Below are 20,590 nucleotides of genomic sequence, written 5' to 3'. Positions count from 1 at the left end.
CCTCTCCCCGTGGGAGAGGGCCGGGGTGAGGGCACCAGCCCGCACTATTCAAACCAAATCAAACCAACCGGTTTTTCGCATCCGTAATCGCCTGCGCGACCTGCTTCGGCGACACGCCGCCTTTCGCGGCACGCTTATCCAGGCAGGATTGCAGCGCCAGAATCGGATAGACATCCTCCCCGATAACCGCACTGAACTTCTGCAGGTCAGCAAGCGCCAGGTCTTCCAGCGGTTTACCCTGACGAATCGCCTCCACCACCGCTTCGCCCACAATATGGTGCGCTTCACGGAACGGTACGCCCTTCGCGACCAGATAATCCGCCAGCTCGGTGGAGTTGGCATACCCCTGCTGCGCCGCTTCCTGGCAGCGCGGACGTTTCACCTGAATGCCATCCAGCACCAGGGCGCCCATATGCAGACAATCCAGCCAGGTGTCGAGCGCGTCGAACAGCCCTTCTTTGTCTTCCTGCATATCTTTGTTGTACGCCAGTGGCAGCCCTTTCAGGGTCATCATCATACCGGTCAGTGCGCCCTGCACACGGCCACACTTGCCGCGAATCAGCTCCAGCGCGTCCGGGTTTTTCTTCTGCGGCATCAGGGAAGAGCCTGAGGTCACGCGGTCGGACAGCTCCACAAAACCGGCTTCACCGGAGTTAAAGAAGATCAGGTCTTCGGCAAAGCGCGACAGATGCACCATCCCGATAGACGCATTGGAGAGCAGCTCCAGTACATGGTCACGGTCAGAGACGCTGTCCAGGCTGTTACGGGTGGCGGACGCAAAGCCCAGCCAGCCTGCGAGCTGTTCACGGTCGATTTCATACGCTGTACCAGCCAGCGCGCCGCTACCCAGTGGACTGACATCCAGACGTTTCAGGGTGTCCTGCAGACGGCTTTCGTCACGCGCCAGCATCTCAACATAGGCCAGACACCAGTGGGCAAAGGTCACCGGCTGCGCGCGCTGCAGGTGGGTATAGCCCGGCATCACGGCTTCCTGGTTGTTCTGCGCGGTCTCTACCAGCGCGCTCTGCAGCTGACGGTTAGCTGCCAGCAGCTCGCCAACGGTCTCTTTACACCACAGCTTCAGGTCGGTCGCAACCTGGTCGTTACGGCTCCGGCCGGTGTGTAGCTTTTTACCCAACTGACCGACTTTGTCGATAAGTTTGCCTTCCACCCAGCTGTGAATATCTTCGGCATCGCTCTGCAGGATTTGCTGCGGATCCAGACGCACCTCTTCCAGAAGGTTATTCAGCGCCTCTTCCAGTTGTAGCTGCTCCTCTGCGGTCAGCACGCCAACGGTCACCAGCGCTTTGGACCAGGCCACAGAGCCGACAATATCCTGTTCGGCCAGGCGGTAGTCGAAGCGCAAAGAGTCATTGAACTGTTTGAACCGCTGATCCGCTGCCTGTGTAAAACGCCCACCCCAAAGTGCCATAACATGCTTCCTTAATATCTTTGAATTTCATTGCCCGGTGGCGCTGCGCTTACCGGGCCTACAAAACATTAAATCGATTACGCTAAAATACGCGTGCCAATCGGCGTTCCGTTAAACAGCGCCGGCAGTTGTTCCGCGTGACGCCAGGAGGCGATATCCACCGGGCGACCCAGCGTGCGAGCGGCATCCAGCGCGGCGTTCACTTTGACGATCATGCCGTCAGTAATGATGCCCTGCGCGATCAGCTGTTCGGCTTTGGCCGCGGTCATTTCCGCGATGCGCTGGCCTTTGCCGTCCAGAATGCCGCTCACGTCGGAAAGCAGGATCAGGTCTGCGCCCAGCGTAGCCGCCAGAGCCGTTGCCGCCTGATCCGCGTTAACGTTCATTAGCTCGCCCTCTTCGGTCACGCCGATAGAGCTCACCACTGGCAGGAAACCACCTTCCAGCAGCGTGTTAATCAGCTTAGGCGAACCCGGCTGCGCCAGTCCAACGTGGCCGAGCTCTTCATCGAGCTGGGTCACTTTTACGCTGTCGCCATCCCCCAGACAGAGGCCAACGGAGGCAATATGATGTTTCTTCGCCCATGCCAGCAGCGTTTTGTTCGCCGTTCCCGCCAGCGCGCCGGTAATGATGTCAATCTGGTCAGCGGGCGTGACGCGCAGGCCGTTTTTCTTTTTCACCGGCAGGTTGAGCCCTTTCATCAGCTCATCTACCACGCAGCCGCCGCCGTGCACAATCACCAGCGGACGTTGGTGTGATTCACGATAGTTCACCAGCGCGGTAAACAGACGCTCCAGCGCTTCTTCGCTGTCCAGCAGTACACCACCGAGTTTGATAATTAATGGGTTCATCATCACACCTTAAATAAGAGCCTGCGTTTCAGGGAAGCCGAAACGAATATTTGCACACTGCATTGCCTGTGCGGCAGCGCCTTTGAGTAAGTTATCTTCTGCAGCGACCACAATCAGGTGCTCGCCCTGTACGGCAAAGCCGATGTCGCAGAACGGCAGCCCGACCACGTTTTTCAGCGCCGGCACGCCTTTGTCATACAGACGCACCAGCGGTTTATCCGCATACGCCTGCGTGAAGACCTCGCTCACCTGCTCTTTGGTCACTCCCGGTTTCAGGCGGCAGGTGATGGTTTCGAGGATGCCGCGCGGGAAGCTGCCCAGATGCGGCGTGAAAATGACGTCCGTACCCAGATGCGTCGTGATTTCAGGGTGATGGCGGTGATTAAACACGCCATACGGCTGAAGGCTCACTTCGCAGAAGCTATTAGAGATCGCCGCTTTGCGCCCTGCTCCGCTCACGCCGCTGGTGGCGTTGATCACCGGCCACTGGTTCAGATCCAGCAGACCTGCGTCGATCAGCGGTTTCAGGGAAAGTTGCGCCGCCGTCGGGTAGCAGCCCGGCACGGCAATCAGATCCGCTTCTTTCAGTTTGTCTGTGCTCCACTCCGCCAGGCCGTAAACCGCTTTTTCAAGCAGATCGGGGTGCTGATGGGTGAAACCGTAATATTTTTCGTAGAACGCGCCGTCGTTAACGCGGAACGCGCCGGAGAGATCGAACACCACGCAGCCGGCTGCCAGGAACTGCGGTGCCAGGTCATGACTGACTTCGTGCGCAGTGGCTAAAAACACCACGTCAACGCCGTCGGTGAACTCACTGATGTCAGACATCGGCTGCAGCGGCAGATCGACAATGCCCTTAAGCCACGGATGCAAATCGGAAATTAACTTTCCTGCATCATTGCTTTGCGCTGACACGGTCAAAGCGGTTATGGTCATATGTGGATGGCGATTCACGTAGCTTACAAGCTCTGCGCCCGCATAACCGCTAGCGCCTACAATCAGCGTATTCAACATCGGGTTCCTTTATGCTCAACGTTAATGTATTTTTATTCACATTTATTGCATGAATATTGATACTATCACGACCTAAGGTGTGTCAACAATGAAAATGAACTTACCGCCATTTATCGAGATCTACCGCGCCCTGATTGCCACACCGTCCATCAGTGCAACGGAAGAAGCGCTGGATCAAAGCAATGAGTCTTTAATCAATCTGCTGGCGGGTTGGTTTAGCGATCTTGGGTTTAACGTTGAGGTACAGCCCGTTCCCGGAACCCGTCATAAATTTAACCTGCTGGCCAGCACCGGAACCGGTGCGGGCGGCCTGCTGCTTGCCGGTCATACCGACACCGTGCCGTTTGACGATGGCCGCTGGACCCGCGATCCGTTCACCCTGACCGAGCACGACAACAAACTCTATGGTCTCGGCACCGCCGACATGAAAGGCTTCTTCGCCTTTATCCTCGACGCGCTGCGTGAAGTGGACGTGACAAAACTGAAAAAGCCGCTCTACATTCTGGCGACCGCCGACGAAGAGACCAGCATGGCGGGCGCGCGCTACTTCTCTGAAAACACGTCGATTCGCCCGGATTGCGCCATTATCGGCGAGCCGACGTCACTGCAACCGATTCGCGCGCACAAAGGTCATATCTCGACGGCCGTGCGCGTGCTGGGCCAGTCCGGTCATTCCAGCGATCCGGCGCGCGGCGTAAATGCGATTGAGCTGATGCATGACGCCATCGGCCGTATCATGACCCTGCGCGACTCGCTGAAAGAACGTTATCACTATGACGCGTTCACCGTGCCGTATCCGACCCTAAACCTCGGCAGCCTGCACGGCGGCGATGCCTCCAACCGTATCTGCGCCTGCTGCGAACTGCATATGGATATCCGCCCGCTGCCAGGTATGACGCTGAGCGATCTCGACGGCTTGCTGAATGAAGCACTGGCCCCGGTGAGCGAGCGCTGGCCGGGCCGCCTGACGGTCTCCGAACTGCATCCGCCGATCCCGGGTTATGAGTGCCCTCCGGATCACCAGCTGGTTGAAGTGGTGGAAAAACTGCTTGGTGAAAAAACCGACGTGGTGAACTACTGCACCGAAGCGCCGTTCATTCAGACGCTGTGTCCGACGCTGGTCCTTGGCCCTGGCTCCATTAACCAGGCGCACCAGCCGGATGAGTATCTGGAAACCCGCTTCATCAAGCCCACTCGCGAGTTGATTACCCAGGTTGTGCACCACTTCTGCTGGCATTAAAAACTGCCCCTCACCCTACCCCTCTCCCCTTTGGGGAGAGGGCAGGGTGAGGGGAGTAAATCCCGCGATCTCCGTCACATTCCCATAAGCATCTCTTATCTGACGCAATGCGAATTAAATTTCGTAAATTGCCCGCATTTATTCGTTTGCTGAACCGTTTTCGCAGCAATTGACGACGGGGGTTTTACGTGGCTTTATAAAGGGAGATGACAAAATATTGTCCAGCAGATTTTCGCATGGGCATAAACAAAAATGATGGGGTGACTGGGTTTTTATGAACGAACAATATTCCGCGTTGCGTAGTAATGTCAGTATGCTCGGCAAAGTGCTTGGAGATACCATCAAAGATGCGTTGGGGGAAAACATCCTCGAACGCGTTGAAACCATCCGCAAGCTGTCTAAATCTTCCCGTGCCGGTAACGAGGCCAGCCGTCAGGAACTGCTCACCACCTTGCAGAACCTCTCCAACGATGAGCTGCTGCCCGTTGCCCGTGCCTTCAGCCAGTTCCTGAACCTGGCCAACACCGCTGAGCAATACCACAGCATTTCGCCTAATGGCGAAGCTGCCAGCAACCCGGAAGTGATTGCCCGTACGCTGCGTAAACTGAAAGACCAGCCCGATCTCACCGAAGCCACCATCAAAAAAGCGGTGGAGTCTCTCTCGCTGGAGCTGGTTCTGACCGCTCACCCAACCGAGATCACCCGTCGTACCCTGATCCACAAAATGGTGGAAGTGAACAACTGCCTCAAGCAGCTGGATAACAAAGACATCGCCGGCTATGAACGCAACCAGCTGATGCGCCGTCTGCGCCAGCTGATTGCTCAGTCCTGGCACACCGACGAAATTCGTAAGCAACGCCCCAGCCCGGTCGACGAAGCCAAATGGGGCTTTGCGGTGGTGGAAAACAGCCTGTGGGAAGGGGTGCCGAACTACCTGCGCGAGCTGAACGAACAGCTGGAAGAGAACCTCGGCTACCGCCTGCCGGTCGACTTTGTGCCGGTACGCTTCACCTCCTGGATGGGCGGCGACCGCGACGGCAACCCGAACGTCACTGCGGAAATCACCCGTCACGTTCTGTTGCTGAGCCGCTGGAAAGCGACCGATTTGTTCCTGAAAGATATTCAGGTGCTGATTTCCGAACTGTCAATGGTCGAAGCGACGCCGGAACTGCGCGCGCTGGCCGGTGAAGAAGGTGCCAGCGAGCCGTACCGTTTCCTGATGAAAAAACTGCGCGGTCAGCTGATGGCGACTCAGGCCTGGCTGGAAGCGCGCCTGAAAGGCCAGCGTCTGCCGAAGCCGGAAGGCCTGCTCAGCCAGAACGAACAGCTCTGGGAACCGCTGTACGCCTGTTATAAATCACTCCAGGCCTGCGGGATGGGCATCATCGCTAACGGCGAACTGCTCGACACCCTGCGCCGCGTGAAATGTTTCGGCGTGCCGCTGGTGCGTATCGACGTACGTCAGGAAAGTACCCGCCATACCGAAGCGCTGGGTGAACTGACCCGCTATCTCGGCATCGGCGACTATGAAAGCTGGTCCGAAGCCGACAAACAGGCATTCCTGATCCGCGAACTGAACTCCAAGCGCCCTCTGTTGCCGCGCAACTGGGAGCCAAGCAACGAAACCCGCGAGGTGCTCAACACCTGTAAAGCGATCGTGGACGCACCGAAAGGATCGGTGGCCGCCTATGTGATCTCCATGGCGAAGACCCCGTCCGACGTGCTGGCCGTTCATCTGCTTCTCAAAGAAGCGGGCATCGACTATGCCCTGCCGGTGGCGCCGCTGTTTGAAACCCTCGATGACCTGAACAACGCCAATGACGTGATGACCCAGTTGCTGAACATCGACTGGTATCGCGGCTTTATTCAGGGCAAGCAGATGGTGATGATTGGCTATTCCGACTCCGCCAAAGATGCGGGCGTGATGGCGGCATCCTGGGCGCAGTATCAGGCGCAGGATGCACTGATTAAAACCTGCGAGAAAGCCGGTATTGAGCTGACGCTGTTCCACGGACGCGGTGGCTCAATCGGCCGAGGCGGCGCGCCTGCACACGCGGCACTGCTGTCGCAGCCGCCAGGCAGCCTGAAAGGCGGCCTGCGCGTGACCGAGCAAGGTGAGATGATCCGCTTCAAATACGGCCTGCCGGAAGTGACCATCAGCAGTCTGTCGCTTTATACCAGCGCCATTCTGGAAGCAAACCTGCTGCCACCGCCGGAGCCGAAAGCGTCCTGGTGCCATATCATGGACGAACTGTCGGCGATCTCCTGCGATCTTTACCGTGGCTACGTGCGTGAAAACAAAGATTTTGTGCCTTACTTCCGCTCGGCAACACCTGAGCAGGAACTGGGTAAACTGCCGCTGGGCTCGCGTCCGGCGAAGCGTCGCCCGACCGGCGGCGTAGAGTCACTGCGCGCGATTCCATGGATTTTCGCCTGGACGCAGAACCGTTTGATGCTGCCTGCCTGGCTGGGTGCCGGTGCCGCGCTGCAGAAAGTGGTGGAAGACGGTAAACAGAACGAACTGGAAACCATGTGCCGCGACTGGCCATTCTTCTCTACCCGTCTGGGTATGCTGGAGATGGTCTTCTCGAAAGCTGACCTGTGGCTGGCGGAATACTACGATCAGCGTCTGGTTAAGCCTGAGCTGTGGGCGCTGGGTAAAGAGCTGCGCGAACTGCTGGAAGGCGACATCAAAGTGGTGCTGGATATCGCCAACGACTCACACCTGATGGCGGACCTGCCGTGGATCGCCGAGTCTATCCAGCTGCGTAACATCTACACCGACCCGCTGAACGTCCTGCAGGCAGAGCTGCTGCACCGTTCTCGTCTGGCGGAAGAAGAAGGCAAAGAGCCGGATCCTCGCGTTGAGCAGGCGCTGATGGTGACGATTGCGGGCGTTGCGGCGGGTATGCGTAACACGGGCTAATCCGCTATGCCGGGGGGGTGCTTGCGCCCACCCGGCAATACCCCGGTATCCAAAACATGTTTCACGATATTACGCACATCCTCACGGCTCTGATTAAAGGCGCATTCCCCATGGATCAAGTGCACTTTGTCACGCCTGCCGAGAATAACCGCACATCACCTTGTCTCTCAGTTATCCTGGAAACCCGCTGCGAAGCCTTCTTTTCCGCATCCGGGAACGTCCCGCTGCATTCTTCAAACTCGCTCAGAATAAGCTTCGGCAAACAGCAGCTGGCGCTTCAGTTCTACCGGGGCAACGCTCTTATACAACAGCAGCAGATTGCCAGAAGAGGACCCCGGACGGGCGCGTTTCTCCTGCAAACGCTCAATGAGCTGCAGATGCAGCCAACTGAGCAGGACACGGCCAGGCTGGTGATATTAAGTCTGCTCAGCCACTGCCGCGATCTGCTTGGCAGTGATATCCACACTGATAGCCGCAGCCGCGCATTATTCGAAGCCGTTCGTCGCTTTATTGATGAAAACCATGCCTCGGCGCTGACCCGGGATTCCGTTGCCGGGGCATTTTATATTTCCCCTAACTATCTCTCTCACCTTTTTCAGAAGACCGGGAACGTCGGGTTCAATGAATACCTGACGCAGACCCGTCTGGAACACGCCCGCCAGCTGCTGAAAGGCTATGACCTCAAAATTAAAGATATCGCCGCACGCTGCGGATTTACCGACAGCAACTACTTTTGCCGTCTCTTTCGTAAGCACACCGAGCGCTCCCCTTCCGAATATCGTCGTCAGTATCACAGCCAGCTGATTGCCAAAAAATAGCATTGTGATCGTTCTCTCACTTCACTAAGGACATTACATTTGTCCAGTATTTGGCAAAATTGACCTGTATCCGCCGTACTCTGCCGCGCCTTATCCTTTATTCAACCTTTCTGACTTAAGGAAAAATAATGGAACTGTACCTGGACACCGCCAACGTGGCGGAAGTTGAGCGTCTGGCGCGGGTATTCCCGATCGCGGGTGTGACCACTAACCCGAGCATTATTGCCGCCAGCCGGGAGTCCATCTGGAGCGTGCTGCCGCGCCTGCAAAAAGCCATCGGTCCCCGGGGCACTCTGTTTGCCCAGACCATGAGCCGTGACGCTGGGGAAATGGTAGCGGAAGCCAAACGTCTCAGTAATGCCCTGCCGGATATCGTGGTGAAAATCCCTGTAACGGCAGAAGGACTTGTAGCGATTAAGGCATTGAAAAACGAGGGGATCACTACACTCGGGACGGCCGTATACAGCGCCGCACAGGGTCTGCTGGCTGCACTGGCGGGCGCGTCGTATGTCGCACCGTATGTGAACCGCGTCGACGCCCAGGGCGGTGATGGTATCCGCATGGTCCAGGAGCTGCAGTCTCTTCTGGAAATGCATGCCCCTGAGAGCAAGGTGCTGGCCGCCAGCTTCAAAACGCCACGTCAGGCGCTGGACTGCCTGCTGGCCGGATGCGACGCAATCACGCTTCCTTTAGATGTAGCGCAACAAATGCTCGGCACGCCGGCGGTAGAGTCAGCCATAGAGAAGTTCGAGCAGGACTGGAAAAACGCGTTTGGTAACCTCAACCTCTAAGGGAGAAATGTTATGGACCGTATCATTCAATCGCCCGGAAAATATATCCAGGGCGCTGATGTGCTTACCCGTCTCGGCGACTACCTAAAACCGCTGGCAACGCGTTGGCTGGTTGTCGGCGATAAATTTGTGCTGGGTTTTGCTGAAGAAACCTTGCGCCAGAGCTTTAAAAACGCAGAGCTGCATGCAGAAATCGCACCGTTTGGTGGCGAATGTTCACAAAATGAAATCGATCGTCTGAAAAAACTGGCCGATAGCGCCGACTGTCTGGCCGTGCTGGGTATCGGCGGCGGGAAGACGCTGGACACCGCCAAAGCGCTGGCACACTTTATGGACGTGCCGGTTGCGATTGCCCCGACCATTGCCTCCACCGATGCACCGTGCAGCGCACTTTCCGTAATCTATACCGACAGCGGCGAGTTCGATCGCTACCTGATGCTGCCGCACAACCCGAACATGGTGATTGTGGATACCAAAGTCGTCGCGGGTGCGCCGGCTCGTCTGCTTGCCGCGGGGATTGGCGATGCGCTTGCGACCTGGTTTGAAGCGCGCGCCTGCTCGCGTAGCGGTGCCACGACGATGGCGGGCGGTAAATGCACGCAGGCGGCACTCGCGCTGGCGGAGCTGTGTTACAACACGCTGCTTGAAGAGGGTGAGAAAGCCATGCTGGCGGCGGAACAGCATGTCGTAACGCCTGCGCTGGAGCGCATTATCGAAGCCAACACCTATCTCAGCGGCGTAGGTTTTGAAAGCGGTGGACTGGCTGCGGCACATGCGATTCACAACGGTATGACGGCGGTGCCGGATGCGCATCACTTCTATCACGGTGAAAAAGTAGCGTTTGGTACGCTGACGCAGCTGGTGCTCGAAAATGCGCCGGTAGAAGAAATAGAGACCGTCGCGGCGCTTTGCCACAGCGTGGGACTGCCGATCACGCTGGCGCAGCTGAATATTAAAGAGGATATTCCGGCCAAAATGCGGCTGATCGCAGAAGCGTCCTGTGCAGAAGGGGAAACTATTCACAACATGCCGGGCGGAGTAACGCCAGATCAGGTGTATGCGGCGCTGCTGGTGGCTGACCAGTATGGACAGCGGTTCCTGCAGGAGTGGGAGTAATAAAAAAGCCGGGCGGCGCTACGCTTACCCGGCCTACGAATGACATGCTTTTGCAAGCCGGGTAAGGCGTGGCCGCCACCCGGCACACTGGTTACTTCACGTCAAACCGATCCAAATCCATCACTCTCGCCCAGGCGGCAACAAAATCACGCACAAACTTCTCGTGTGCATCGCTGCTGGCGTAGACTTCAGCCAGCGCGCGCAGGACGGCGTTTGAACCAAACACCAGGTCCGCGCGGGTCGCGGTGTATTTCACTTCGCCACTGGCGCGATCGCTACCGGCAAACAGCTCGTTTGAGTCGTCGGTCGCCTTCCACTGGGTATTCATATCCAGCAGGTTCACGAAGAAGTCATTGCTCAGCACGCCCTCACGGTCGGTGAACACGCCATTCTTGCTGCCATCGAAGTTTGCCCCGAGTACGCGCAGACCGCCGACCAAAACCGTCAGTTCGGGTGCGGTCAGCGTCAGCTGCTGCGCTTTGTCGATCAGCAGTGATTCGGTGGTTGACGTATCCACCTGCGCACGGTAGTTGCGGAAGCCATCGGCAATCGGCTCGAGCAGGTTAAACATCTCGATATCCGTCTGGTCCTGGCGCGCATCCACGCGACCCGGCGTGAACGGTACGGTAACGTAAACGCCTGCCGCTTTCGCCGCCTGCTCAACGCCTACCACGCCCGCCAGCACGATGATATCGGCCAGGGAGGCTTTATTGGTGGTGCGCTGGATGGCTTCCAGAGCCGGTAATGCACGTACGGCAGCGGCGTTAACATCCCAGTCGCGCTGAGGCGCAAGCGCCAGACGCGCACCGTTGGCGCCGCCACGCTTGTCGCCACCGCGGAAGGTCGACGCAGACGCCCAGGCAACGGAAACCAGCTCACTCACGGAGAGACCCGAGGCAATGATTTCCGCTTTCAGGCTTTCAATGTCTTCTTTCGAAGGATTGAACACCGGCTGAGGCAGCGGATCCTGCCAGATCAGATCTTCTTTCGGCACTTCCGGACCAATGTACCGCGCTTTTGGGCCCATATCGCGGTGAGTCAGTTTGAACCACGCGCGCGCAAAGGCTTCGTTGAAAGCCTGCGGATCGTTCAGGAAGCGGCGAGAAATTTTCTCGAATTCCGGATCAAAACGCAGCGTCAGGTCGGTGACCAGCATCGTTGGTTTGCGTTTTTTCGACGGGTCGAACGGGTCCGGCATAATTTCTGGCGCATCCACGGCTTCAAACTGAATGGCACCTGCCGGGCTGCGGGTCTGGATCCACTCATATTTGAACAGGTTCTCGAAGAAGTAGTTGCTCCACTGGGTCGGTGTTTGTGACCAGATAACTTCCAGACCGGACGTAATGGCATCTGCACCAACGCCTGTACCGTGCGTACTCGCCCAGCCCAGGCCCTGCGCTTCAATCGGTGAGGCTTCAGGGTCGGTGCCCACATGTGCGGCTTCACCTGCGCCATGGGTTTTACCGAGCGTATGACCACCGGCGATCAGCGCCACGGTCTCTTCGTCGTTCATGCCCATATTGCCAAAGGTCGCGCGGATGGCTGCCGCCGCGGACAGTGGTTCACCACTGGCGTTTGGCCCTTCCGGGTTAACGTAGATCAGGCCCATTTCGGTTGCGGCCAGAGGACGCTTCGCCAGCGCTTCCGGGTCGCGGTGGGTCAGCCAGGCTTTTTCATCGCCCCAGTTCACGTCCAGATCCGGTTCCCAGACGTCTTCACGACCGGCACCGAAACCAAAGGTGCGGAAACCGGAGTTTTCCAGCGCCACGTTCCCCGCCAGGATGAACAGGTCAGCCCAGGAAATTTTTTGCCCATATTTTTGCTTGATGGGCCACAGCAGACGGCGCGCTTTATCCAGACTGACGTTATCGGGCCAGGAGTTCAGCGGTGCAAAACGCTGTTGGCCGCGTCCTGCCCCGCCGCGTCCATCAACGGAGCGATAAGTACCCGCGCCGTGCCACGCCATGCGAATAAACAGGCCAGCATAGCTGCCCCAGTCAGCAGGCCACCACGGCTGAGAGTCGGTTAAAAGCGCCTTGAGATCGCCTTTGAGGGCAGAGTAGTCGAGTTTGCTAAATTCTTTGCGGTAGTCGAAGTCTTCACCCAGCGGGTTTGAACGGTTGGAATGTTGGTTAAGAAGGTCAATGCGGAGTTGCTTTGGCCACCAGTCACGGCTGCTTGTACCTGCTCCCGCGCTGTGATCGGCGCCGCCGTGATGGAACGGGCATTTGCCGGCTGATGCTGCGTTATTGGTCTCGTCTGACGTGCTCATCGCTATGCTCCCTTTTACAGTGTTACCGTTACGATATACACCACTAGCAATAAGATATAGTTGAAATAATCCACAGATTCGATAGTTAATACCTTTTAACTATCTGTTTGATTAAAAAGCCCTCAATTTATAAGGGCTTTCTGTTTTTTTATGCCGGACGAACGCCCAGGGTGTGACAGATGGCATAGCTCATTTCCGCGCGGTTGAGCGTGTAGAAGTGGAAATCCTTCACCCCTTCGCGGCTTAAAATCTTCACCATGTCCATCGCGATGTTAGCGCCCACCAGCTTGCGGGTCTCCGGGTCATCGTCCAGCCCTTCATACATTTTGGACATCCACAGCGGAATGCGCACGTTGGTCATATCAGCAAATTTCTTCGCCTGTTTGAAGTTAGAGACCGGCAGGATCCCCGGGATTATTTCAACGTCGATGCCCGCGGAAACGCAGCGGTCACGGAAACGCAGGTAGCTTTCCACATCAAAGAAGAACTGGGTAATCGCGCGATTGGCACCCGCATCCACTTTACGCTTCAGGTTGAGCAGGTCCGCCTGGGCGCTTTTCGCTTCCGGATGAACTTCAGGATACGCGGCGACGGAGATATCAAAGTCGGCCACGTCTTTCAGCAGCGCGACCAGGTCGGCGGCATACATTTCCGGCTTACCGCTTCCCGGCGGCAGATCGCCGCGCAGGGCGACAATATGACGGATACCGTTGTTCCAGTAGTCCTGGGCAATGGCACGTAACTCGTCACGGGTGGCGTCGATACAGGTGAGGTGCGGCGCAGCTTCCAGACCGGTACGGTCTTTAATGCCTTTGATGATGCTGTGCGTACGGTCGCGCTCGCCGGAGTTCGCACCGTAGGTCACGGAGACAAACTTTGGCTTCAGGCTGCTCAGGCGATCGATAGAGCTCCACAGGGTTTGCTCCATTTCACTGGTGCGCGGCGGGAAAAATTCAAAAGAGACGTTAATCTGGCCGTTTACTTCGGCCAGGCTCTGATTCAGTGCTTCCCGCTGGTTGGCGTGAAAAAAGCTCATACCTTACCTCTATCTGTCGCGTGTCATTGTTTGTTGTATTGTGAACTTCTATACGTTTAGACGTCCAGATGTAAAAATGACGGAAAAGCGGAGGGACGTCAACATAAATAATCAACAATAACGGTGAGGTTTGCTCAGGGAAGATGAAGGAAATTCATGATGGGGTGAGCGCGGTCCGATGCCCTCTCCCACAGGGAGAGGGAAATGTAGACGTTACAGCAGTTTAGCCAGACGGTTGATGTCAGACTGGATCGCTCCGGCGGTGACATCGCGCCCCGCGCCCGGGCCACGGATCACCAGCGGGTTATCGCGGTACCAGCGGCTTTCGATCGCGAAGACATTATCGCACGGCAGCAGCGCCGCCAGCGGATGGTCAGGTCGCACCGCCTCGACGCCGACACGGGCTTTACCGTTGGCCTCAAAACGCGCCACATAGCGCAGCACCAGTCCCATCTCGTTCGCCGCTTCCAGACGCTGCACCATCTGCTCGTTAAGCTCTTCACCATTTTCAAAGAAATGGTCCACAGACCCTTCTTCACAGCCAGCAGGCACCAGGGACTCGACGCGAACGGCATCCGGCTCGATGTCGTAACCCGCTTCGCGCGCCAGAATCACTAGCTTACGCATCACGTCTTTACCGGAGAGGTCGACACGCGGGTCAGGCTCGGTTAAGCCCTGCTGCCACGCCTGATCCACCAGGTCGGTAAACGGTACGGTGCCGTCAAACTGCAGGAACAGCCAGGAGAGCGTGCCGGAGAAGATCCCGCTCAGCGCCAGAATGCTGTCGCCGCTTTCAATCAGGTCACGCACGGTGTGGTTAACCGGCAGGCCAGCCCCAACGGTCGCGTTATACAGCCAGTGGCGTCCTGTTTTTTCAAACGCGTCGTGGATCTGACGGTATTTATCGGTGCTGCTCGCCCCCGCCAGCTTGTTCGCACTGATAACGTGGAAACCGTGGCTGGCGAAATCAAGGTACTGATCCGCAAGCTGTTCGCTGGCGGTGACGTCCAGCACCACCAGATCGTCATACGGGTGCGCGCGCATCCACAGGAACAGCGACTCTTCATCCTGCTCGACGGCCTCATCGTTAAAGAAGGCCAGCGCCCGGCTGGCGTCCAGCCCTTCGTAATTCAGCAGGCTGCGGCGGCTGTCCACCACGCCTGCGAGAATGAATTCAAACCCGGTACGTGCCGAAAGCGTCACCTGCTCACGGGCGAACAGCTCCAGCCAGCGGGAACCGATGTTGCCTTTACCAAACAGCACCAGGCCGATGCGTTTTTCCGCGCGGAACAGGGAGGTGTGCAGACCCTGAATCAGGCTTTCGGTTGGCCCTTTACGCAGCACGGCGACCAGGCTGATGCCCTCTTCTGACTGCCAGGTAAATTCAACCGGCTGGCCTTTCAGCTGCTGCCAGAAGCGGTGGCAGTGCAGCGGGTTACGGGTGACGCCCGCCCCCACCATCGCCACCAGCGCCAGCCCCTGACGCAGGCGAAGCTCGCCCGGCAGGCCCGCTTCATCCAGAATCTTCAGGGCGCTGTCCGCCACTTCAGCGGTATAGCAGAACTGCAGCAGCTGGCGGTCGTTATGCACGCCAACGGCCAGCGGACGCACCTGGGCACGCTTTAACACCAGGTCGATATCTTTATGCGCCAGCTTGAAATCCTGACCCGCGGGCACCTGGAACTCAATCAGACAGATGTCATCATGACTGGTGACAATACGCGCCCCGGTACCGGACGCCAGCACGCGCTCGATACGCGTAGAGCCTTGATCCGGGGTATAGCTGCAACGCAGCTGCAGGTCTATATCGCTGCCGGACACCGGCTGCAACGTGCGCGCGTGCAGCACGGGCGCGGCCAGGCGAGCGAGCTCGCTGGCTTCGTCCAGACGCAGCAATGGCAGCAGGCAGGCATCTTTCACCTTGCGTGGGTCCGCGCTGTAAACGCCGGCCACATCGCTCCAGATGGTCACGCGGGACACGCCCGCCAGCGCACCGATTTGCGTTGCCGAATAGTCAGAACCGTTACGGCCCAGCAGCACGGTTTCGCCCGCGTTGCTGCGGCTGATAAAACCGGTGACAACAATACGTTTGCCGGGATGCTGCACCAGGAGCTGTTGCAGCAGCGGATAGGATAACCCTTCATCCACCTGCGGCTGTGCGGCGCGTTCGGCGCGGAGGAAATCACGGGCGTCGAGCCAGGCGGCATCCACACCCAGATGTTGCAGCACGGCAGCCATCAGACGTGCAGACCACACTTCACCGTGGCCCACCACTTCGGCATACACCGCGTCGGTGATCCCGCTGTCCAGCAGGGCCGCCAGACGTTCAAGATCGTGCGTAAAAGCGCTGATCAGCCCGTCGGCAACGTCCGCTGGCAGCAGGCCAGCAATCAGTTCGCTCTGATAGCGGCGTAAGGACTGTTGCACCTGATGCGCAGAAAGGCGATCGGTCTGGCTCAGTTTCAGCCAGCTAATCAACTGGTTGGTGGTGCTGCCCGCCGCGGAGACAACCATCATGTCACCCGGCTGTGAATACTCCGTCATGATCCCTGCAACGCGCAGATAACATTTCACATCAGCAAGACTACTACCACCAAACTTGTGCAGCTGACGACCCTTCGCCCCTGCCTGCGCTATCACACTCATGATTACCCCTTGGCTGCGACCCGGAAGCCATTTTCCAGATCGGCAATTAAATCTTCAGAATCTTCAATACCGGTCGAGATACGCAGCAGCGTCTCGGAAATCCCGGCGGCGGCACGTGCTTCCGGTGCCATACCGGCGTGCGTCATGGTTGCGGCGTGGGAGATCAAGCTTTCAACCCCACCTAATGATTCCGCCAGCGTAAACAATGACAGCCCGCTCAGGAAGCGACGCAGCGTTTGCTCGTCGCCGTCCAGTTCAAAACTTAACATCGCGCCAAACCCTTTCTGCTGGCGCGCGGCAATCTCGTGCCCCTGGTTTTCCGGCAGCGACGGGTGATAAAGCTTCTTCACCAGCGGCTGGGTTTTCAGGAAATCGACAATGGCCTGGGCATTGCGCTGCGCCACTTCCATACGCGGAGAAAGCGTACGGATGCCGCGCAACAGCAGGTAGCTATCGAACGCCCCGGCGGTGACGCCAATGTTATTGGCCCACCATGCCAGTTCCGTGACAACGTCGGGATCTTTTGCAATCACCACGCCCGCTACCACGTCAGAGTGGCCGTTCAGATATTTAGTGCATGAATGCAATACCAGATCAGCACCCAGTGCGAGTGGGTTCTGAAGGGCCGGACTGAGGAACGTATTATCCACTACACTTATCGCTCCCGCATCCCTTGCGAGCTGACAAATTTTCGCAATATCGACAACGCGCAACAATGGGTTGCTTGGACTTTCCACCAGAACGAGCTTTGGTTTCTCTGCCAGCGCCTGTTTCAGCGCCTGTTCGTCGTTTTGATCGACAAACAGCACGCGATAGCAGCCGCGTTTCGCCAGGCTATCAAACAGGCGATAGCTGCCGCCATAGCAGTCGTGCGGGGCTACCAGCAGGTCGCCCGGCTTCAGAAATACCGTCGTCACCAGGTGAATCGCAGACATCCCGGTGTTGGTCAATACGGCCCCTGCGCCCCCTTCCAGCTCGGCCAGCGCACGCTGGGTCACATCACGCGTAGGGTTGCCACGACGCGAGTAGTCGTGCGCGCGGGGTTCATTAAATCCGGTGAAATTGTAGGTACTGGAAAGATGAATCGGCGGGACAACGCAGCCGTACTGCTCGTCATCATTTAATCCGCTACGCACTGCAATAGTGGCCTGTTTACGCGTCATGGTGAGGGCTTCCTGGCGAATGAGGTGAAAAGTCAGGCACCAGAGTAAACATTCAAATTATGGACGTCAATACATCTGGACATCTAAACTTCTTTGCGTATAGATTGAGCAATGCGCAAATAGCCGTTAAAATTATATGCTTTAGTGCACGCTGCAGCGGCAATATCCGTGCCACGGTATCGTCTCTACGGTAAACTACGCAAGATTACGGTTCCAAACGGGCAGTGACCGGTTTGCACCTTTAGATTAATGACTGAGAGGATTAAAGGTATCTCATGGCTGAATGGAGCGGCGAATATATCAGCCCATACGCTGAGCACGGTAAGAAGAGTGAGCAAGTAAAGAAAATTACGGTTTCCATTCCTCTGAAGGTGTTAAAGATCCTCACCGATGAACGTACGCGTCGTCAGGTGAACAACCTGCGTCACGCGACCAATAGCGAACTGCTGTGCGAAGCGTTCCTGCATGCGTTTACCGGTCAACCGTTGCCGAACGATGACGATCTGCGCAAAGAGCGTAGCGACGAAATCCCGGAAGAGGCGAAGGTGATCATGCGTGAACTGGGTATTGACCCGGATACGTGGGAATACTGAGAAGCGGATACAAAAAAGGCACCTTGCGGTGCCTTTTTTTCGGGAAACTTATTTAGCGCCCGGGATGCTGAAACGCTTGTTGAAGCGGTCAACACGGCCACCGGTTGCAACATCACGCTGCTTACCAGTGTAGAACGGGTGGCATTTGCCGCACACGTCCAGGTTCAGATCGTGACCCACGGTGGAGCGGATCTGGATAGAGTTACCGCAAGAACAGTTTGCAGTAATCATTTCGTATTTCGGGTGAATATCTTTTTTCATGGGAGAACCTCAGTTAAGGCCGCGTCGCTCTTCCAGCCCTAACGCCAGACACCACGCGATGTTGAATGTAAGTTCTTTGGCGTAAAGTACACCAAAGGCGGCGAATCATACAGAATTTGACCAACGTATGCAAACTGATCCGCACGCCGCTTTCACTAATGTGTATACTAACGCGCCACTTTTCAAGTCAGGAAGATTCGATGCCCGTCGCTCACGTTGCCCTGCCCGTTCCGCTTCCCCGCACCTTTGACTACCTGCTGCCCGACAGCATGAGCGCCAAAGCGGGCTGTCGCGTGACCGTGCCGTTTGGCAAACAACAGCGTGTGGGGATCGTTGTTTCCGTCAGCGATAAAAGCGAACTCCCCCTTAATGAGCTGAAATCGGTCATTGAGGTACTGGACAGCGAACCGGTTTACTCCACCAGCACCTGGCGACTGCTACTGTGGGCGGCTGATTACTACCATCATCCGATTGGGGATGTCCTGTTCCACGCCCTGCCTATCCTGCTGCGCCAGGGTAAGAGCGCCAGCCATGCGCCGATGTGGTACTGGTTTGCCACCGAGCAAGGGCAAGCCGTAGACATTAATAGCCTCAAACGATCGCAGAAACAGCAGCAGGCGCTGGCCGCTCTGCGCCAGGGTAACATCTGGCGGCATCAGGTCGACGAACTTGAGGTGAGCGAAGCCGCTTTACAGGCCCTGAGAAAGAAAGGTCTGAGCGAGCTGGCAAGCCAGGCCCCAGCCCTTCACGACTGGCGCGACGGCTTCTCCGTTTCAGGGGATCGTCTGCGCCTGAATACCGAGCAGGCCACCGCGGTCGGCGCCATTCACAGCGCCTCGGACCATTTTTCTGCCTGGCTGCTGGCGGGCGTCACCGGTTCCGGTAAGACCGAAGTGTATCTGAGCGTGCTGGAAAACGTGCTCGCGCAGGGCAAACAGGCGCTGGTCATGGTGCCGGAAATTGGCTTAACCCCTCAAACCATCGCTCGATTCCGCGAGCGCTTTAACGCGCCGGTTGAGGTCCTGCACTCCGGTCTGAACGACAGCGAACGCCTCAGCGCCTGGCTGAAAGCGAAAAATGGCGAAGCGGCGATTGTGATCGGCACCCGCTCGTCGCTGTTTACGCCGTTTAAAAATCTTGGCGTGATCGTGATCGACGAAGAGCACGACAGCTCCTATAAGCAACAGGAAGGCTGGCGCTACCATGCCCGCGATCTGGCAGTTTATCGCGCCCACAGCGAGCAAATTCCGATCATTCTCGGCTCCGCCACCCCTGCGCTCGAAACCCTGCACAACGTGCGCCAGCGCAAATATCATATGCTGCGTCTGACGCGTCGTGCCGGGAATGCCCGTCCGGCCATTCAGCACGTGCTCGATCTAAAAGGTCAGCAGGTTCAGGCCGGGCTAGCACCCGCATTGATTATCCGCATGCGTCAGCATTTGCAGGCGGGCAACCAGGTAATTCTGTTCCTCAACCGCCGCGGATTTGCACCCGCCCTGCTGTGCCACGACTGCGGCTGGATTGCGGAATGCCCACGCTGTGACCACTACTACACCTTCCATCAGGCACAGCGCCACCTGCGTTGTCACCACTGCGACAGCCAGCGTCCGGTGCCGCGCCAGTGTCCATCGTGCGGGTCAACGCATATCGTGCCGGTCGGACTAGGAACGGAACAGCTTGAGCAGGCGCTGGCGCCCTTCTTCCCTGACGTTCCAATCTCTCGTATCGACAGAGACACCACCAGCCGCAAGGGCGCGCTGGAACAGCAGCTCGCGGAAGTACATCGCGGCGGGGCGCGCATTCTGATTGGTACCCAAATGCTGGCAAAAGGGCACCACTTCCCGGACGTCACGCTGGTCGCCCTGCTGGACGTGGACGGCGCGCTGTTCTCTGCGGATTTCCGCGCGGCCGAGCGTTTTGCCCAGCTTTATACCCAGGTGGCCGGACGGGCAGGGCGCGCAGGCAAACAGGGCGAAGTGGTTCTGCAGACGCACCACCCTGAGCACCCGCTGCTGCAAACCCTGCTGCACAAAGGCTATGACGCTTTTGCCGAGCAGGCGCTGGCCGAACGACAGACCATGCAGCTACCACCGTGGACCAGCCACGTCATCATCCGCGCGGAAGATCATAACAACCAGCAGGCACCGATTTTCCTGCAGCAGCTGAGAAATCTCCTGCAGGCCAGCCCCCTGGTGGATAATCAGCTGTGGATCCTGGGGCCAGTACCGGCGCTGGCGCCGAAACGCGGCGGACGTTTCCGCTGGCAAATTTTGCTCCAGCATCCTTCGCGGATCCGTTTACAGCACATTGTTAGCGGCACGCTGGCGCTGATCAACACCCTGCCTGAAGCACGTAAAGTGAAGTGGGTGCTGGACGTCGATCCCATCGAAGGCTGAAGACGGATCGAAAAATTTAACGCTCCTCACACTTT

General features: G+C 57.5%; 15 protein-coding genes. 7 read left to right on the top strand and 8 right to left on the bottom strand.

Annotation, left to right across the window (positions count from 1 at the left end; all coding sequences use genetic code 11):
- Positions 1-58: 58 nt before the first annotated feature.
- The 3 genes from argH to argC all read right to left on the bottom strand — a co-directional run bounded on the left by argH (position 59) and on the right by argC (position 3,297).
- Positions 59-1,432, bottom strand: a complete 1,374-nt coding sequence (gene argH / locus L977_RS08765; protein ID WP_047625606.1) for an argininosuccinate lyase — start codon at positions 1,430-1,432, stop codon at positions 59-61.
- Between the two features lie 77 nt (positions 1,433-1,509).
- Complete coding sequence (gene argB / locus L977_RS08760) at positions 1,510-2,286, bottom strand: acetylglutamate kinase (protein WP_086527814.1); 777 nt, start codon at positions 2,284-2,286, stop codon at positions 1,510-1,512.
- Positions 2,287-2,292: 6 nt separating this feature from the next.
- Positions 2,293-3,297 carry an N-acetyl-gamma-glutamyl-phosphate reductase gene (gene argC, locus L977_RS08755; protein ID WP_047625605.1) on the bottom strand — a complete coding sequence of 335 codons (1,005 nt, stop codon included), beginning with the start codon at positions 3,295-3,297 and terminating at the stop codon, positions 2,293-2,295.
- 88 nt (positions 3,298-3,385) lie between these two features.
- Here argC and argE point away from each other — a divergent pair, with 88 nt between their 5' ends.
- The 5 genes from argE (at position 3,386) to gldA (ending at position 10,188) form a co-directional block, all read left to right on the top strand.
- Positions 3,386-4,537, top strand: a complete 1,152-nt coding sequence (argE, locus tag L977_RS08750; RefSeq protein WP_047625604.1) for an acetylornithine deacetylase — start codon at positions 3,386-3,388, stop codon at positions 4,535-4,537.
- A 274-nt stretch (positions 4,538-4,811) separates the two neighbouring features.
- A complete protein-coding gene (gene ppc / locus L977_RS08745; RefSeq protein ID WP_047625603.1) occupies positions 4,812-7,463 on the top strand; it encodes a phosphoenolpyruvate carboxylase in 2,652 nt (883 codons plus the stop codon).
- 56 nt (positions 7,464-7,519) lie between these two features.
- A complete protein-coding gene (locus L977_RS08740; RefSeq protein ID WP_047625602.1) occupies positions 7,520-8,281 on the top strand; it encodes an AraC family transcriptional regulator in 762 nt (253 codons plus the stop codon).
- 128 nt (positions 8,282-8,409) lie between these two features.
- Positions 8,410-9,072, top strand: a complete 663-nt coding sequence (gene fsa / locus L977_RS08735) for a fructose-6-phosphate aldolase (protein ID WP_047343697.1) — start codon at positions 8,410-8,412, stop codon at positions 9,070-9,072.
- Positions 9,073-9,084: 12 nt separating this feature from the next.
- Entirely contained in the window at positions 9,085-10,188 is a 1,104-nt protein-coding gene (gldA, locus tag L977_RS08730) for a bifunctional L-1,2-propanediol dehydrogenase/glycerol dehydrogenase (protein ID WP_014885694.1), read from the top strand.
- Between the two features lie 91 nt (positions 10,189-10,279).
- Here the strand turns inward: gldA and katG are convergent, their stop codons facing one another.
- The 4 genes from katG to metB form a co-directional block, all read right to left on the bottom strand.
- Positions 10,280-12,460, bottom strand: a complete 2,181-nt coding sequence (gene katG, locus L977_RS08725) for a catalase/peroxidase HPI (RefSeq protein ID WP_047625601.1) — start codon at positions 12,458-12,460, stop codon at positions 10,280-10,282.
- A gap of 148 nt (positions 12,461-12,608) precedes the next feature.
- The gene (gene metF / locus L977_RS08720) at positions 12,609-13,496 is read right to left on the bottom strand and encodes a methylenetetrahydrofolate reductase (RefSeq protein ID WP_023331596.1); all 888 of its coding nucleotides are present in this window, start codon (positions 13,494-13,496) and stop codon (positions 12,609-12,611) included.
- Positions 13,497-13,709: 213 nt separating this feature from the next.
- The gene (locus tag L977_RS08715) at positions 13,710-16,142 is read right to left on the bottom strand and encodes a bifunctional aspartate kinase/homoserine dehydrogenase II (protein WP_023338878.1); all 2,433 of its coding nucleotides are present in this window, start codon (positions 16,140-16,142) and stop codon (positions 13,710-13,712) included.
- Between the two features lie 2 nt (positions 16,143-16,144).
- Complete coding sequence (gene metB, locus L977_RS08710; RefSeq protein WP_014885697.1) at positions 16,145-17,305, bottom strand: cystathionine gamma-synthase; 1,161 nt, start codon at positions 17,303-17,305, stop codon at positions 16,145-16,147.
- 275 nt (positions 17,306-17,580) lie between these two features.
- Between metB and metJ the strand changes: the two genes are divergently transcribed.
- Positions 17,581-17,898 carry a met regulon transcriptional regulator MetJ gene (gene metJ, locus L977_RS08705; RefSeq protein ID WP_006179183.1) on the top strand — a complete coding sequence of 106 codons (318 nt, stop codon included), beginning with the start codon at positions 17,581-17,583 and terminating at the stop codon, positions 17,896-17,898.
- A gap of 48 nt (positions 17,899-17,946) precedes the next feature.
- Here the strand turns inward: metJ and rpmE are convergent, their stop codons facing one another.
- A complete protein-coding gene (gene rpmE, locus L977_RS08700; RefSeq protein ID WP_003862040.1) occupies positions 17,947-18,159 on the bottom strand; it encodes a 50S ribosomal protein L31 in 213 nt (70 codons plus the stop codon).
- A 200-nt stretch (positions 18,160-18,359) separates the two neighbouring features.
- Here rpmE and priA point away from each other — a divergent pair, with 200 nt between their 5' ends.
- Positions 18,360-20,555, top strand: a complete 2,196-nt coding sequence (priA, locus tag L977_RS08695; RefSeq protein WP_047625600.1) for a primosomal protein N' — start codon at positions 18,360-18,362, stop codon at positions 20,553-20,555.
- Positions 20,556-20,590: the final 35 nt, after the last annotated feature.

The sequence above is a fragment of the Enterobacter sp. ZOR0014 genome (assembly GCF_000798855.1).
Taxonomy (GTDB): domain Bacteria; phylum Pseudomonadota; class Gammaproteobacteria; order Enterobacterales; family Enterobacteriaceae; genus Enterobacter; species Enterobacter kobei.
Note: the sequence above shows the minus strand (reverse complement) of the source record. Positions and strands in the feature narration are given on the sequence as shown.